This is a genomic window from Arsukibacterium sp. (assembly GCF_033721375.1).
GTDB lineage: Bacteria > Pseudomonadota > Gammaproteobacteria > Enterobacterales > Alteromonadaceae > Alishewanella.
Genome location: NZ_JAWWAP010000017.1, coordinates 1 through 16,759 on the forward strand (window position 1 = coordinate 1; position 16,759 = coordinate 16,759).

General features: G+C 47.6%; 12 protein-coding genes, 1 tRNA gene and 1 pseudogene. All 14 read right to left on the minus strand.

Annotated elements, in window-relative coordinates:
* Window positions 1–1,088: elongation factor Tu (gene tuf / locus R3187_RS18570; RefSeq protein WP_318968538.1), on the minus strand; the 1,088-nt coding region annotated here is incomplete at its 3' end.
* A gap of 57 nt (window positions 1,089–1,145) precedes the next feature.
* Entirely contained in the window at window positions 1,146–3,248 is a 2,103-nt protein-coding gene (gene fusA / locus R3187_RS18575; protein WP_318968539.1) for an elongation factor G, read from the minus strand.
* A gap of 27 nt (window positions 3,249–3,275) precedes the next feature.
* Entirely contained in the window at window positions 3,276–3,746 is a 471-nt protein-coding gene (gene rpsG, locus R3187_RS18580; protein WP_019677788.1) for a 30S ribosomal protein S7, read from the minus strand.
* Between the two features lie 90 nt (window positions 3,747–3,836).
* The gene (gene rpsL / locus R3187_RS18585) at window positions 3,837–4,211 is read right to left on the minus strand and encodes a 30S ribosomal protein S12 (RefSeq protein WP_019677787.1); all 375 of its coding nucleotides are present in this window, start codon (window positions 4,209–4,211) and stop codon (window positions 3,837–3,839) included.
* A 151-nt stretch (window positions 4,212–4,362) separates the two neighbouring features.
* The gene (gene rpoC / locus R3187_RS18590) at window positions 4,363–8,544 is read right to left on the minus strand and encodes a DNA-directed RNA polymerase subunit beta' (protein ID WP_318968540.1); all 4,182 of its coding nucleotides are present in this window, start codon (window positions 8,542–8,544) and stop codon (window positions 4,363–4,365) included.
* Between the two features lie 66 nt (window positions 8,545–8,610).
* Complete coding sequence (gene rpoB / locus R3187_RS18595; RefSeq protein ID WP_318968541.1) at window positions 8,611–12,636, minus strand: DNA-directed RNA polymerase subunit beta; 4,026 nt, start codon at window positions 12,634–12,636, stop codon at window positions 8,611–8,613.
* Window positions 12,637–12,813: 177 nt separating this feature from the next.
* A complete protein-coding gene (rplL, locus tag R3187_RS18600) occupies window positions 12,814–13,179 on the minus strand; it encodes a 50S ribosomal protein L7/L12 (RefSeq protein ID WP_318968542.1) in 366 nt (121 codons plus the stop codon).
* A 66-nt stretch (window positions 13,180–13,245) separates the two neighbouring features.
* The gene (rplJ, locus tag R3187_RS18605) at window positions 13,246–13,740 is read right to left on the minus strand and encodes a 50S ribosomal protein L10 (RefSeq protein WP_318968543.1); all 495 of its coding nucleotides are present in this window, start codon (window positions 13,738–13,740) and stop codon (window positions 13,246–13,248) included.
* Window positions 13,741–14,028: 288 nt separating this feature from the next.
* On the minus strand, window positions 14,029–14,730 hold the full coding sequence (gene rplA / locus R3187_RS18610) for a 50S ribosomal protein L1 (protein ID WP_318968544.1): 702 nt from the start codon (window positions 14,728–14,730) through the stop codon (window positions 14,029–14,031).
* A gap of 3 nt (window positions 14,731–14,733) precedes the next feature.
* A complete protein-coding gene (rplK, locus tag R3187_RS18615) occupies window positions 14,734–15,162 on the minus strand; it encodes a 50S ribosomal protein L11 (protein ID WP_019677781.1) in 429 nt (142 codons plus the stop codon).
* 122 nt (window positions 15,163–15,284) lie between these two features.
* A complete protein-coding gene (nusG, locus tag R3187_RS18620; RefSeq protein WP_318968545.1) occupies window positions 15,285–15,824 on the minus strand; it encodes a transcription termination/antitermination protein NusG in 540 nt (179 codons plus the stop codon).
* Between the two features lie 3 nt (window positions 15,825–15,827).
* Window positions 15,828–16,202: a preprotein translocase subunit SecE gene (gene secE / locus R3187_RS18625; RefSeq protein WP_318968546.1), complete on the minus strand. Its 375-nt coding sequence runs from the start codon at window positions 16,200–16,202 to the stop codon at window positions 15,828–15,830.
* An 84-nt stretch (window positions 16,203–16,286) separates the two neighbouring features.
* A tRNA-Trp gene (locus R3187_RS18630) sits at window positions 16,287–16,363 on the minus strand.
* A gap of 158 nt (window positions 16,364–16,521) precedes the next feature.
* A pseudogene (tuf, locus tag R3187_RS18635) lies at window positions 16,522–16,759 on the minus strand (elongation factor Tu); the annotation flags it as partial.

Sequence of the window (16,759 nt, forward strand, 5' to 3'; positions counted from 1 at the left end):
AGCTCAACAACAAACTTCAGGTTGTCGCCTGGCATTACCATCTCAACGCCTTCTGGCAACTCAACCGCGCCCGTTACGTCTGTAGTTCGGAAGTAGAACTGTGGACGGTAACCTTTGAAGAATGGAGTATGACGACCACCTTCTTCTTTTGACAGTACGTACACTTCGCCTTCAAACTTAGTGTGTGGCTTGATTGAACCTGGCTTAGCAAGTACCTGACCACGCTCTACGTCTTCACGCTTAGTACCACGTAATAAGGCACCGATGTTCTCGCCTGCACGACCTTCGTCTAACAGCTTACGGAACATTTCTACACCAGTACAGGTAGTAGCAACAGTATCTTTGATACCTACGATTTCTACAGTCTCACCTACTTTGATGATACCTTGCTCTACACGGCCTGTTACTACAGTACCACGACCAGCAATTGAGAATACGTCTTCGATTGGCATGATGAATGGCTTGTCAATCGCACGTACCGGCTCAGGGATATACGTATCTAACGCTTCGCCCAGCTCCAGAATTTTCTTTTCCCACTCAGCATCGCCTTCCAGGCCTTTCAGCGCTGAACCACGGATTACTGGTAAATCATCACCCGGGAAGTCGTAGTCTGAAAGAAGCTCGCGCACTTCCATTTCTACCAGCTCTAACAGCTCTTCGTCATCTACCATGTCACACTTGTTCATGAATACGATGATGTAAGGTACGCCTACCTGACGTGATAACAGGATGTGCTCACGTGTTTGTGGCATAGGACCGTCGGTCGCCGCTACTACCAGAATTGCGCCGTCCATCTGCGCAGCACCGGTGATCATGTTCTTAACATAGTCAGCGTGGCCCGGGCAGTCTACGTGTGCGTAGTGACGGGTTGGCGTATCGTATTCAACGTGTGAGGTATTGATGGTAATACCACGGGCTTTTTCTTCCGGTGCTTTATCGATTTGATCGAAAGCAAATGCCTGACCGCCGTATGTCTTAGCTAATACGTTAGTGATAGCAGCTGTCAGAGTAGTTTTACCGTGGTCAACGTGGCCGATTGTACCAACGTTTACGTGCGGTTTTACGCGTTCAAATTTAGCCTTAGCCATGTGTAGACCCTTCTATATTTAATGTTAGCCCGACTTACACCGGGCCATACTAATTGATTAGTTAGACTTACGTGCAGCGATAATCGCTTCAGTTACGTTGTTTGGTGCTTCCTGATAATTCAGAGGCTCCATTGAGTAAGAGGCGCGGCCCTGACTCAGTGAACGCATGTTGGTTGCATAACCGAACATTTCTGATAACGGAACATTTGCGTCAACGATTTTGATACCACCAGGGGCATCGTCCATACCGTGAATAATACCGCGGCGACGGTTTAAGTCACCAACTATATCACCCATAAACTCTTCCGGCGTTACCACTTCAACTTTCATTATAGGCTCAAGTACTACCGGCTTTGCTTGCAGCGCGCCTTTCTTGAAACCCATCGAAGCAGCAACTTTAAACGCCATCTCGTTAGAGTCTACATCATGGTATGAACCATCAAAAACAGTTACTTTAACGTCGATCACCGGATAGCCCGCCAATACGCCGTTTTTCATCTGTTCTTGTATACCTTTGTCGATGGCAGGAATGTATTCCTTCGGAATAACACCACCCACTACCGCGTTGACGAACTCGTAACCTGCACCTTCTTCCTGCGGTTCGATTTTCAGCCAACAGTGACCAAACTGACCGCGACCACCAGACTGACGCACAAACTTACCTTCAACCTCAGTGGCCTGGCGCAGCGTTTCCCGGTATGACACCTGTGGTTTACCCACGTTGGCTTCAACCTTGAACTCGCGACGCATCCGGTCAACGATAATGTCTAAGTGTAATTCGCCCATACCTGAAATAATGGTCTGGCCGGTTTCTTCGTCAGTATGCACCCGGAAAGAAGGATCTTCTGCCGCCAGTTTACCCAGCGCGATACCCATTTTTTCCTGATCAGCCTTGGTTTTTGGTTCAACGGCTACCGAGATAACCGGATCAGGAAACTCCATGCGTTCCAGAATAATGACATTATCCTGATCACACAAGGTGTCGCCCGTCGTGGTATCTTTTAAGCCAATTGCGGCGGCGATATCGCCGGCACGAACTTCTTTAATTTCTTCACGGGTATTAGCGTGCATCTGCACCATCCGGCCGATACGCTCTTTCTTCTGTTTTACTGAGTTGTAAATAGCAGAACCTGTCTCTACCACACCAGAGTAAACCCTGAAAAAGGTTAACGTACCAACAAATGGATCAGTGGCGATTTTAAAAGCAAGAGCAGCAAAAGGTTCATCATCGCTTGAATGACGTTCACCTTCTGACTCATCCTCCAGAATACCGTTTATAGCCTTAACCTCAGTCGGTGAAGGCAGGTATTCTATAACCGCATCCAACATGGCTTGCACACCTTTATTTTTAAAGGCAGAGCCACACAAAACCAATACCACTTCATTACGTAATGTCAGTGCACGCAGGGCTGACTTGATCTCATCTTCTGAGAATTCGTCGCCTTCGAGGTAGCGCTCCATCAGATCTTCACTGGCTTCAGCCGCAGCTTCTACCAGATTCTGACGCCACTGCTTGCACTCTGCCAACATGTCAGCAGGGATCTCTTCATAGTTGAAGGTCATCCCCTGGTCTTCCATGTTCCAGTTAATGGCTTTCATTTTGATCAGGTCAACTACACCATTAAAGTCATCTTCTGCGCCAATAGGCAACTGAATAGGTACTATAGTCGTGTTAAGACGAGTCCGGGCCTGTCTGACTACCCGCAGGAAGTCAGCACCGGTCCGGTCCATCTTGTTGACAAAAATCATCCGAGGAACTTCGTACTTGTTTGCCTGACGCCATACGGTCTCAGTCTGAGGTTGCACCCCTGACGAGCCACACAGCACCACTACAGCACCATCTAATACGCGCAGCGAACGTTCAACTTCAATAGTGAAGTCAACGTGCCCCGGCGTATCGATAATATTTATCCGATGCTGTTCAAACTGTGCCTGCATACCAGCCCAGAACGTGGTAGTTGCAGCGGACGTAATGGTAATACCCCGTTCCTGCTCCTGCTCCATCCAGTCCATGGTTGCTGCGCCATCGTGTACTTCACCGATCTTATGCGAACGACCAGTGTAAAAAAGTACACGCTCCGTAGTCGTGGTTTTACCCGCATCTACGTGCGCAACAATACCAATGTTACGGTAGCGTTCTATTGGGGTTGTGCGTGCCACAATAGTGTCCTCTTCTCTAGAATCTGCTTACCAGCGGAAGTGAGCGAATGCTTTGTTCGCTTCGGCCATACGGTGCACGTCTTCACGCTTCTTAACCGCAGAACCTTTGTTTTCGATGGCATCCAGCATTTCACCAGCTAAACGCTGAGCCATTGATTTTTCACCACGTTTACGGGCAGCTTCTACCAACCAACGCATAGCCAGTGCATTACGACGTACCTGACGAACTTCACATGGTACCTGATAGGTTGAACCACCTACCCGACGTGATTTTACTTCGACAGTTGGACGAATGTTGTCTAATGCAACTTCGAAAAGATCAATATGCTCTTTTTTCGATTTGGTAGCTGCAATTTCTAAGGCGCCGTATACAATTGATTCGGCTGTGGATTTTTTTCCGTCGACCATAACGACATTTACAAACTTGGCAAGTAATTCACTTCCGAACTTAGGATCAGGAAGGATTTTACGTTGACCTATGACGCGTCTTCTTGGCATTCGTAACTCCGATTGCTTCAGGTGATTCCAAAACTTTTAATACATTAAAGAAAAAAAGTTGTTTAGTTTGGCCTTACTAACGGAGTACCGTTATTTCTTAGGCCGCTTCGCACCGTACTTAGAACGGGCTTGTTTACGGTCTTTTACGCCTGCACAGTCTAATGTGCCACGTACGGTGTGGTAACGCACACCTGGAAGGTCTTTTACCCGGCCACCGCGAATAAGCACAACACTGTGCTCTTGCAGATTATGGCCTTCACCACCAATGTAAGAAGAAACTTCGAATCCGTTGGTTAAACGAACACGGCATACTTTACGTAATGCTGAGTTTGGCTTCTTAGGTGTAGTGGTGTATACACGGGTACAAACACCACGCTTCTGCGGGCAAGCTTCAAGCGCCGGAACGGTGCTCTTGGCTACCTTCTGGCTGCGCGGCTTACGCACTAGCTGGTTGATTGTTGCCATTAAATACTCCTGGTTAATAAATACCCAATAAACGTGAAAATTCCGCACCCCAAAATTAGGGTCGCGGAATTCTAATGGTCAAGCTTTGACCTGTCAAGTTACAATGCAGTTTGCTGGCTTTTTATCCACCAGCAAGCTGCATGCTTCCTGCTTACTCGTCGTTGCCCGACAAATTCATATTAAGTGCATCAGTCAGTGCCTGTTCAGCAGACTCTGCACTCATTGACGGCTCAACAACATCGGTATTGCCGCCACGCTGACGCAGACGGGCACGGTTTTGATGATAAGCAAAACCAGTACCTGCCGGGATCAAACGGCCAACAATAACGTTTTCTTTCAAACCACGCAGTTCATCAAACTTGCCACCAACAGCGGCTTCTGTCAGAACGCGGGTTGTTTCCTGGAACGATGCTGCCGAGATAAACGAATCAGTCGACAGTGACGCTTTAGTAATACCTAATAAGGCACGTTCATACTGAGCTGGCATTTTACCGGCCGCTTCCAGATCGCGGTTAGCGATATTGACGCGGGCCACTTCAGCCTGTTCGCCTTCCAGGAATTCGCTATCGCCCGGGCTGGTGATAATACACTTACGCAACATCTGACGAATAATCGTTTCAATGTGCTTATCGTTAATTTTTACACCCTGTAAGCGATAAACGTCCTGAACTTCGTTAACGATATAGCTGGCAACATGGTGAATACCACGTAAACGCAGAATATCGTGCGCAGATTCAGGGCCTTCAGAGATAACTTCGCCTTTTTCAATGCGCTCACCTTCGAACACATTAACCTGACGCCATTTCGGGATCATCTCTTCATGGGCATCACCCTGTTCCGGCGTGATAACCAGACGACGTTTACCTTTGGTCTCTTTACCGAAGCTGATAACACCAGAGATTTCAGCCAGAATGGCCGGATCTTTTGGTTTCCGTGCTTCGAATAAGTCAGCCACTCGCGGCAAACCACCGGTAATATCGCGGGTTTTCGAGCTTTCCTGCGGAATACGCGCTAACACCGCACCCGTTAACACCTGTTCGCCATCAGCGACTTCGATTGTGGTGAAGCTTGGCAGGCGAATTTCCTGCAGACCGCCGTCATCGGTAGCCAGAATAAGCTTTGGTTCCTTAGCGTTAGCTTTAGCCAAATCTTTAACCACTGTCCGGGTTAAGCCGGTCAGTTCGTCCTGTTGCACTTCGGTGTTGGTATCATCAACATCACTGAAGCTAACCTTGGCGCCACGCTCAACAATAATTGGGTGTGAATGCGGGTCCCAGTTCGCTACGATTTGACCAGAAGCCACTTTGGCATTGTCATCGGTAGCCATAATAGAACCGTACGGCAGTTTGTAGCGCTCTTTCTCACGACCTAATTCGTCGAATACGGTTACTTCGGCAGAGCGTGAGGTAATGACGATTTTGTTATCGGCATTGCGAACAAACTTAGCGTTATGCAGTTTTAAGGTACCGGCGTTTTTCACCTGAACACTGTTTTCTGCTGACGCCCGTGATGCAGCACCACCGATGTGGAAGGTCCGCATCGTTAACTGAGTACCTGGTTCACCGATTGACTGGGCAGCAATAACACCTACTGCTTCACCTGCATTAATCAGATGGCCACGCGCCAGGTCACGACCGTAACATTTGGCACAGACCCCAAAGTCAGTCTGACAGGTAATTACTGAACGAACGTGTACTTCATCAATTGAATTTTGTTCAATCACATCACACAGTTGCTCATCCAGCATGGTGCCATCGGCAACCAGTACTTCAGCCGTTGTTGGCGATACGACATCACCGATAACAACCCGGCCCAGTACCCGCTCACGCAGTCCTTCAACAACGTCACCACCTTCGATCAATGGCTTCATAATGATGCCCTGATCTGAACCACAGTCGCTTTCGGTTACCACTAAATCCTGGGCGACATCGACCAGACGACGGGTCAGATAACCCGAGTTCGCGGTTTTCAGTGCGGTATCGGCCAGACCTTTACGGGCACCGTGGGTAGAAATAAAGTACTGTAATACGCTTAAGCCTTCACGGAAGTTCGCGGTAATAGGCGTTTCGATGATTGAACCATCCGGTTTCGCCATCAGACCACGCATTGCCGACAACTGCCTGATCTGGGCTGGTGAACCCCGGGCGCCTGAATCAGCCATCATATACACAGAGTTAAATGATTGCTGTTCTACGGTATTACCGTCACGGTCAACCACAGACTCTTTAGACAGGTTGTCCATCATCGCTTTTGACAAGGTTTCGTTAGCTGTTGACCAGATATCGATAACTTTGTTGTATTTTTCACCGGCGGTTACCAGACCCTGCTGGAACTGATCCTGAATTTCAGCAACTTCAGTTTCAGCTGCGTCGATAATCTCGGTTTTCGCTTCCGGGATCACCATGTCATCGATACCGACTGACACACCCGATAACATCGCGTAGTGGAAACCGGTATACATTATCTGGTCAGCAAGAATAACCGTTTGCTTCAGACCGATACGACGGTAAGCACCATTTAATAAGCGTGAAATCTGTTTTTTACCCATTGGCTGATTGATTGAATCAAACGCCAGGCCTTCAGGCAGAATTGAGAATAAAATCGCACGGCCAACAGTAGTGTCGCGCACGGCTACTGTTTCAGTGCGGCTGCCGTCTTCAGCGATTTCAACTTCAGTGATCCGTACCTTGACTTTGGCATGCAGGCTGGCACAGTCAGCGCGGAAGGCTTTCTCAGCTTCTTTCGCACTTTTGAACATCATGCCTTCGCCTTTGACGTTTATCGCCTCACGCGTCATGTAGTACAGACCTAATACCACGTCCTGTGAAGGAACGATAATAGGCTCACCGTTTGCAGGTGATAACACGTTGTTGGTCGACATCATCAACGCACGGGCTTCTAACTGTGCTTCTATGGTCAACGGTACATGTACCGCCATCTGGTCACCATCGAAGTCGGCGTTATAGGCAGCACAGACCAACGGGTGCAGCTGAATAGCCTTACCTTCAATCAGTACCGGTTCAAACGCCTGGATACCAAGACGGTGCAAAGTGGGTGCCCGGTTTAGTAATACGGGGTGTTCGCGGATTACTTCATCCAGTACGTCCCATACTGCCCCTTCTTCGCGCTCTACCATCTTTTTGGCAGCTTTAATGGTGGTAGCTAAACCACGCGCTTCCAGCTTGCCATAGATAAACGGCTTAAACAGTTCCAGTGCCATTTTCTTCGGCAGACCGCACTGATGCAGACGCAAAGTAGGACCAACGGTGATAACCGAACGACCTGAATAGTCGACGCGCTTACCCAGTAAGTTCTGACGGAAACGACCCTGCTTACCTTTGATCATATCGGCCAGCGATTTCAGTGGCCGTTTGTTAGAACCGGTAATAGCGCGGCCACGGCGACCGTTATCTAATAATGCATCAACCGCTTCCTGTAACATCCGCTTTTCGTTACGGACGATAATATCAGGCGCAGATAAATCTAACAGCCGCTTTAAACGGTTGTTACGGTTAATCACCCGGCGATACAAGTCGTTCAGATCAGACGTTGCGAAGCGGCCGCCGTCCAGTGGTACCAATGGACGTAAATCCGGTGGTAATACGGGCAGCACTGTCATAATCATCCACTCCGGCTTATTGCCAGACGTGAAGAACGATTCCATAAGCTTCAAACGCTTGCTGATTTTCTTACGCTTGGTTTCAGAGTTGATGGTAGGCAGCTCTTCACGCATTTGTTTGATTTCAACCGCTAAGTCGATACCACGCAAAATATCCAGCACCGCTTCGGCACCCATCTTGGCTTCAAACTCATCACCATGCTCTTCCAGCACATCCAGATATTCTTCTTCAGTTAACATCTGACGACGCTCTAAAGAAGTCATACCTGGCTCTGTCACCACATAGCTTTCGAAATACAACACGCGCTCGATATCACGCAGCGTCATATCAAGTAATAAACCGATCCGGCTTGGCAGTGATTTCAAAAACCAGATATGTGCTACCGGGCTGGCCAGTTCAATATGGCCCATCCGCTCGCGACGCACTTTGGTTAAGGTAACTTCAACGCCACACTTTTCGCAGATAACACCACGGTGTTTTAAGCGCTTGTACTTACCGCACAAACACTCGTAATCTTTTACCGGGCCAAAAATCCGGGCACAGAATAAACCGTCACGCTCGGGTTTAAAGGTACGGTAGTTGATCGTTTCTGGCTTTTTAACTTCACCAAATGACCATGAACGGATCATATCCGGTGAGGATAAACCGATACGAATAACATCAAACTCTTCAGTTTTAGTTTGTTGTTTCAGAAACTTTAATAAGTCTTTCACCTTTGCTCTCCTGTAAGAGGTAAACCGGAATGGGGCAGCACGCTGCCCCGCCAACTAACTGTCGGTTTATTCCTCTTCCAATTCGATATTGATACCGAGCGAACGGATTTCTTTCATCAGTACGTTGAAAGATTCTGGCATGCCAGGCTCCATTCTGTGGTCGCCGTCAACGATGTTTTTGTACATCTTGGTACGACCATTGACGTCATCAGACTTAACAGTAAGCATTTCCTGCAGGGTATAAGCTGCACCATAAGCTTCTAACGCCCACACTTCCATCTCACCGAAACGTTGACCACCGAACTGTGCCTTACCACCCAGCGGCTGCTGAGTAACCAGACTGTAAGAACCGGTAGAACGCGCGTGCATTTTGTCGTCAACTAAGTGGTTCAGTTTCAGCATATACATGTAGCCAACCGTTACCTTACGTTCAAAGGTATTACCGGTACGACCATCATATAAGGTGATCTGACCGCTGGTCGGTAAATCGCCAAGTGTTAATAACTCTTTGATTTCTGATTCTTTAGCACCATCAAATACCGGTGTTGCCACTGGCAGGCCTTTGCGCAGGTTCTGCGCCAGACGCCGAACTTCATCATCAGTGAAACTGGCCACATCAACATTCTGCCGAGATTCGCCTAAAGCATACACTTTAACCAGGAAGTCGCGAATTTCAGCGATTTCTTTCTGATCTTTGATCATGCCGTCAATCTTGTCACCAATACCACGAGCCGCTAAGCCCAGGTGGGTTTCCAGGATCTGACCAATGTTCATCCGTGACGGAACGCCTAACGGGTTCAACACGATATCAACCGGCTGACCTTTTTCGTCATAGGGCATATCTTCTACCGGAACGATAGTAGAGATAACACCTTTGTTACCGTGACGACCCGCCATTTTATCACCTGGCTGGATCCGGCGTTTAACAGCGAGATACACTTTAACAATTTTCAGTACGCCAGGTGCCAAATCGTCACCCTGAGTAATTTTCCGGCGTTTTAATTCAAACTTCTTATCATACTCAACCCGAATTTCTTCGTACTGAGACGCTAATTGTTCTAAATCGTTCTGTTTGTCTTCATCGCTCAGGCTCTGGTTAAACAGCGCATCGCCTTTTAACGTATCAAGCTTGGCACGGTCTAAACCGCTTTGTTCCAGCAGGTTACGGGCACGGTCAAAGATACCGGCTTCCAGAATACGGAATTCTTCATTCAGGTCTTTCTTAGCCTGTTTGACTTCCATTTCTTCGATTTCACGCGCGCGCTTATCTTTTTCTACACCATCACGGGTAAATACCTGTACATCAATAACAGTACCTGTTACCGAGTTTGGCACCCGTAGTGAGGTGTCTTTTACATCAGAGGCCTTTTCACCAAAGATAGCGCGTAACAGCTTTTCTTCCGGAGTTAACTGGCTTTCACCTTTCGGTGTTACCTTACCAACCAGAATATCGCCACCTTTAACTTCAGCACCGATATAGACGATACCCGCTTCGTCCAGCTTAGATAGCGCAGACTCACCCACGTTAGGGATATCACCGGTGATTTCTTCAGGGCCAAGCTTGGTATCACGAGCAATACAGCTTAATTCCTGAATATGGATTGTGGTTAAACGATCTTCCTGCACCAAACGCTCAGATAACAAAATCGAATCTTCGAAGTTGTAACCATTCCATGGCATAAATGCCACGCGCAGGTTCTGGCCAAGTGCCAGTTCACCTAAGTCGGTAGACGGACCATCAGCCAATACATCACCACGTTCAATTGGCTCACCATGGTTAACGCATGGACGCTGGTTGATACAGGTGTTCTGGTTAGAACGGGTGTATTTGGTCAGGTTGTAGATATCGATACCGGCTTCACCGGCAATCATTTCTTCTTCATGTACCTTAATAACAATACGGCTGGCGTCGACATAGTCAACTGTACCACCACGTTTGGCTACCACTGTTACACCAGAGTCTTTTGCCACTACGCGCTCAATACCGGTACCTACCAGCGGCTTATCAGCACGCAGAGTTGGCACGGCCTGACGTTGCATGTTCGAACCCATCAGGGCCCGGTTAGCATCATCGTGCTCCAGGAACGGGATTAGCGCGGCAGCAACCGATACGATCTGCTGTGGTGCAACATCCATATATTGCACTTCTGATGAAGGCATCAGGGTAAATTCGTTTTTATAACGGCACGGCACTAATTCTTCTGACAGCCGGTTTTCAGCGGTCAGTTCAGCATTCGCCTGAGCAATAACAAAGTTACCTTCTTCAATTGCAGAAAGGAAATCAACTTCGTCAGTGACAATACCGTTTTCAATCCGGCGGTACGGGGTTTCCAGGAAACCGTACTCGTTAGTCTGCGCAAACATTGACAACGAGTTAATCAGACCGATATTCGGACCTTCAGGTGTTTCAATCGGACATACCCGACCGTAGTGAGTTGGGTGAACGTCACGAACTTCAAAGCCTGCACGTTCACGAGTCAGACCACCCGGGCCTAAGGCAGAAATACGACGCTTGTGCGTGACTTCTGACAGCGGGTTATTCTGATCCATAAATTGTGACAGCTGGCTTGAACCAAAGAATTCTTTGACGGCCGCTGAAATTGGCTTGGCGTTAATCAGATCCTGTGGCATTACCGCATCTAAATCGCCCAGTGACAAACGCTCTTTAACAGCACGCTCTACCCGGACTAAACCTACCCGGAACTGGTTCTCTGCCATTTCACCAACAGAACGAATGCGGCGGTTACCTAAGTGGTCTATATCATCAACATCGCCGTTACCGTTACGAATGTCGATCAAGACTTTCATTACTGCCAGAATATCTTCTTTGCTCAGTACACCGGCGCCAACATTTTCTTCAAAACCTACCCGGCGGTTAAACTTCATCCGGCCGACGGTTGATAAGTCATAGCGGTCTTCGGAGAAGAATAAGTTTTCAAACAGGGTTTCAGCAGCTTCCCGCGTTGGTGGTTCACCAGGGCGCATCATCCGGTATATTTCTACCAGCGCTTCAATCCGGTTATTGCTCGGATCAATGCGGATAGTTTCAGAAACATAAGAACCTTGGTCTAAGTCGTTGATGTAAAGCGTTTCGAAACTGTCGTAACCAGCCTTGGTCAGCTTAGCTAACAAGTCTAAGGTTAACTCAGCATTCGCTTCAGCAACAATTTCACCGCTACTGGTGTCAACGTAGTTTTTAGCCAGAACCCGGCCAACCACATATTCATGAGGTACTTCCATCATGGTCAGGCCGGTTTTTTCCAGCTGACGCACATGACGGGCGGTAATCCGGCGGCCCTGCTCAACAATAACTTCGCCATCATTGTCTTTAATATCGAAACCGGCCGTTTCACCACGTAAGCGGTTAGCAACCACTTCCATGAATAATTTACCGTCTTTTATTTCAAAACGGGTATTTTCAAAGAAGGTGGCCAGTATTTCTTCAGTACTGAATTCCAGTGCCCGCAATAAAATAGTGGCAGGAAGTTTACGACGACGGTCAATCCGGACAAACAAATTGTCCTTGGCATCAAACTCAAAATCTAACCATGAACCACGGTAAGGAATAACACGAGCGTTATATAATACTTTACCTGAAGAATGCGTTTTACCGCGATCGTGGTCAAAGAATACGCCCGGGCTGCGGTGCAGCTGAGAAACGATAACCCGCTCAGTACCATTAATAACAAAGGTACCGTTTTCGGTCATTAGCGGGATTTCACCCATGTACACTTCTTGTTCACGAATATCTTTAATCGTGCCTGGTGCTTCTTTATCAAATAACACCATACGTAATTTCACGCGTAATGGTGCTGAGTATGTCACTCCGCGGATTTGACATTCTTTTACATCAAAAACAGGTTCCCCAATGCGGTAGCTTACATACTGCAATTCCGCGCTGCCTGAATAGCTTTTGATTGGAAATACAGAGCGAAAAGCGGCTTCTAAACCGTATCCGCCTTCCGGGTCTGGCTCGATAAATTTGCTGAAAGACTCGATTTGAATCGATAGCAGGTATGGCACATCCAGTACTTCCGGACGTTTGCCGAAGTCCTTACGGATACGTTTCTTCTCAGAATAAGAGTAAGTCATGGGGTTCCTCAGCTTGCTGATTTTTTTCCCAACTACCGAATTACCGGTAATTTATTGCTACCAGACATGGTAACAGCAGGGGTGGGGAAATCATTGTCCCACAGCGCAAAAAGGCCGGTGATTAATTCATCACCAGCCCAGCCCGAATCTCAGGCAGTTAACCCGGTTTTTACCGGATTATTTAACTTCAACAGATGCACCAGCTTCTTCAAGGTCTTTCTTAAGAGCAGCTGCTTCATCTTTTGAAACGCCTTCCTTGATGGCAGCAGGAGCTGACTCAACCAAGTCTTTCGCTTCTTTCAGGCCTAAACCAGTGGCACCACGTACTGCTTTGATAACAGATACTTTGTTAGGGCCAACAGCAGCCAGAACTACGTTGAATTCTGTTTGTTCTTCAACGGCAGCAGCTGGGCCAGCAGCAACAGCTGTAGCGGCAGCAGCAGATACGCCGAATTTTTCTTCCATTGCAGTTACTAACTCAACTACATCCATTACAGACATTGCTGCGATAGCATCTAAGATTTGATCTTTAGTCACTGACATTGCGCAGATTCCTAAATTAGGGGACGGATCCCGAATTAAATTCTACTGATCAAACAACACGTATAATTACGCGGCTTGATCCTGTTTTTGGTCGCGAACCGCGGCAATTGTACGTACAAGTTTGCCGGCTGCTGCCTCTTTCATTGTGCTCATTAAGCGTGCAATAGCTTCGTCGTAAGTTGGTAACGATGCTAAAACATCAATGCTTACTGTTTCGCCATTAAAAGCGGCACTTTTCAACTCGAACTGTTTGTTGTCTTTGGCGAAATCTTTGAAGATCCGCGCTGCAGCACCTGGGTGCTCCTTAGAAAACGCAATCAGTGTCGGGCCTACGAATGCATCTTTCAGACACTCGAATTCGGTGCCATCTACTGCACGGCGAACTAAGGTGTTACGGACAACTTTCATCCAAACACCAGCATCACGTGCTTGCTTACGCAAAGATGTGATGTTGCCTACAGTGACACCACGAGCATCTGCGACTACCGCAGATAAAGCACCTTTGGCAGCTTCCTGGACTTCAGCAACAATTGCTTTTTTGTCATCAAGCTTTATAGCCATTGGCTCTTAACTCCTGGTTCATCCGGATATAATCCGGTTGCCTACACATCGCCTCTGGTTACCCGAAGGCGCGCGATTTACGGTGAGACCAGATTGAATTTAATTCGTTCTGGGGTCTGCACCGTCTGCGTAGGTTAGTATATTAAGCAATGCGGCTTACGCGTTATTGCACCTACGGTCTTGGACGGAAGCGCTATTTAACCGTTTAACACGATACCACAGCACTTCTACCCGAATTTTTTAAGGGCGGCATTATAGAACACAACCGCCCGGCTGTAAAGCTGACTGTTAGACCACTGCACTCAGAGAGGCTTGGTTTAATGTCATACCTGCACCGTGAGTAGAGGAGATAGTTACTTTCTTAATGAAAATACCTTTCGCTACTGATGGCTTGGCACGCTTTAACGCAATTAACAATGACTCTAAGTTTTCTTTTAACTTATCGGCGTCAAAGTCAATTTTACCGATTGTAGAATGGATAATACCATTCTTATCGTTGCGGTAACGGATTTGACCCGCTTTAGCATTCTTAACAGCGTCAGCTACGTTAGGAGTAACAGTACCTGTCTTAGGGTTAGGCATTAAACCGCGTGGGCCTAATATCTGACCTAACATACCTACAACGCGCATCGCATCCGGAGAAGCGATTACTACGTCAAAGTCCATTACGCCTTTCTTAACCTGTTCAGCCAAGTCTTCCATGCCAACGATGTCAGCACCGGCAGCTTTAGCAGCTTCAGCATTTGCACCCTGAGTAAACACAGCAACACGCACAGTACGGCCAGTACCGTGAGGTAGTACTGTTGCACCACGCACGTTCTGGTCAGACTTACGAGCGTCAATACCCAGGTTCACTGCAACGTCAACGCTCTCAACGAACTTGCCGGCAGTTAATTCTTTTAACAAAGCAACTGCTTCGTTGATGTCATATTCGCGAGTTGTATCTACTTTAGAGCGGATTAACTTAGCGCGTTTTGTTAATTTAGCCATCGATTAGCCCTCCACCACTAAGCCCATTGAACGAGCAGTACCTTCAATGGTACGCACCGCAGCAGCATGATCTGCAGCTGTTAAATCAGGTTGTTTGATCTTAACGATCTCATCAATCTGAGCAGCTGTCACCTTGCCAACTTTCTGGGTATTAGGACGACCAGAACCACTCTTCAGTGCCGCTGCTTTTAACAGCAGGAACGACGCTGGCGGGGTACGGGTTTCGAAAGTGAATGAACGATCGCTGTATACAGTAATAACTACTGGGATCGGCATACCTTTATCAAGGCTTTCAGTACGGGCATTAAAGCCTTTACAGAATTCCATGATATTCACGCCGTGCTGACCCAATGCCGGACCAACTGGCGGCGAAGGGTTTGCCATACCGGCTTTAACCTGCAGCTTAATAAGTGCTGTGACTTTCTTTGCCATGTTTCACCTCTGTTATAGGGTCGTAGCCTTGTAAATGCGAGGACACTTACTCAAACGGCTCCCCTGACGATAAAAAGGGCGCAGATTATATTTTAATCAGCGCCCCGTTACAACCAATATATTTACGCTTTCTCGACCTGACCAAACTCCAGTTCTACCGGGGTGGCGCGGCCAAAAATTAATACCGACACTTTCACGCGGCTTTTCTCGTAATCGACTTCTTCAACCACACCGTTAAAGTCAGCGAACGGGCCTTCGGTTACCCGTACCACTTCACCTGCTTCAAACAGAGTTTTCGGTTTCGGCTTATCAGCGTTATCTTGCAGCCGGTTAAGTATTGTCATTGCTTCTTTTTCAGAAATTGGCGCCGGACGATCTGAGGTGCCACCGATAAAGCCCAGTACACGGGGTACGCTTTTTACCAAGTGCCAGGCTTCTTCGCACATTTCCATTTGCACTAATACGTAGCCGGGAAAAAATTTGCGCTCAGACTTGCGCTTCTGGCCGGCCCTCATCTCAATAACTTCTTCGGTAGGAACTAATACTTCACCAAACTTATCTTCCATCTCGTTTAGCTTAATATATTCCCGCAGCGAAGTGGCAACCCGTTGCTCGAACCCTGAAAACGCTTGTACGACATACCAACGCATTTTTGCAGTCATGCTTTAGATCCCCAATCCGGTAAAGAAAGAAACAACCCGTAATAAAATAGCATCCAGGCCCCATAGTAATAAGCCCATAATCACAGTGGCAATTATTACTACCAACGTCGTTTGCATTGTTTCCTGGCGGGTGGGCCATACAACCTTGCGGATTTCAGAACGAGATTCTTTAGCGAAATTGATAAAGGTACGGCCTTTGTGGGTTTGGCCCGCAACCACGCCAGCAATAATTACCAGTACCACGATGGCTATAGCACGCTCTAACGCACCCAGTTCGAATACATAGTTGCCGACCACTGCCAATGACAGAATGACAAAAACTAATAACCATTTAACCAGATCAAGCCCACTTTTCGTGTTTTCGCTCGCAACGCTCATGCTCTAACTCACTTCAATTTGGCGTGTAATATGCCACTCGTTATTAACTATCAGGCACAGCATCAGCCGCTGTTACCTTAAATTTGGCAGGGGCAGAGGGATTCGAACCCCCAACCATCGGTTTTGGAGACCGCTGTTCTACCAATTGGAACTATGCCCCTTCAGTCTTTTAGATGGCTGCGTTATTACCCAGCCATTAAATAGCCGCTCATTATACTGCCTTAGCGTGCTAAAACAAGCTTACCGTATCTTATTGCACGATATTTAGAAGACTAAAACAAAAAAGGCCCCTTACGGAGCCTTCTTTAATCAACGCAAATTAAGCAATGATTTTAGATACTACACCAGCACCTACAGTACGGCCGCCTTCACGGATTGCGAAGCGTAAACCTTCGTCCATCGCGATTGGGCAAATCAGCTCAACAACAAACTTCAGGTTGTCGCCTGGCATTACCATCTCAACGCCTTCTGGCAACTCAACCGCGCCCGTTACGTCTGTAGTTCGGAAGTAGAACTGTGGACGGTAACCTTTGAAGAATGGAGTATGACGACCACCT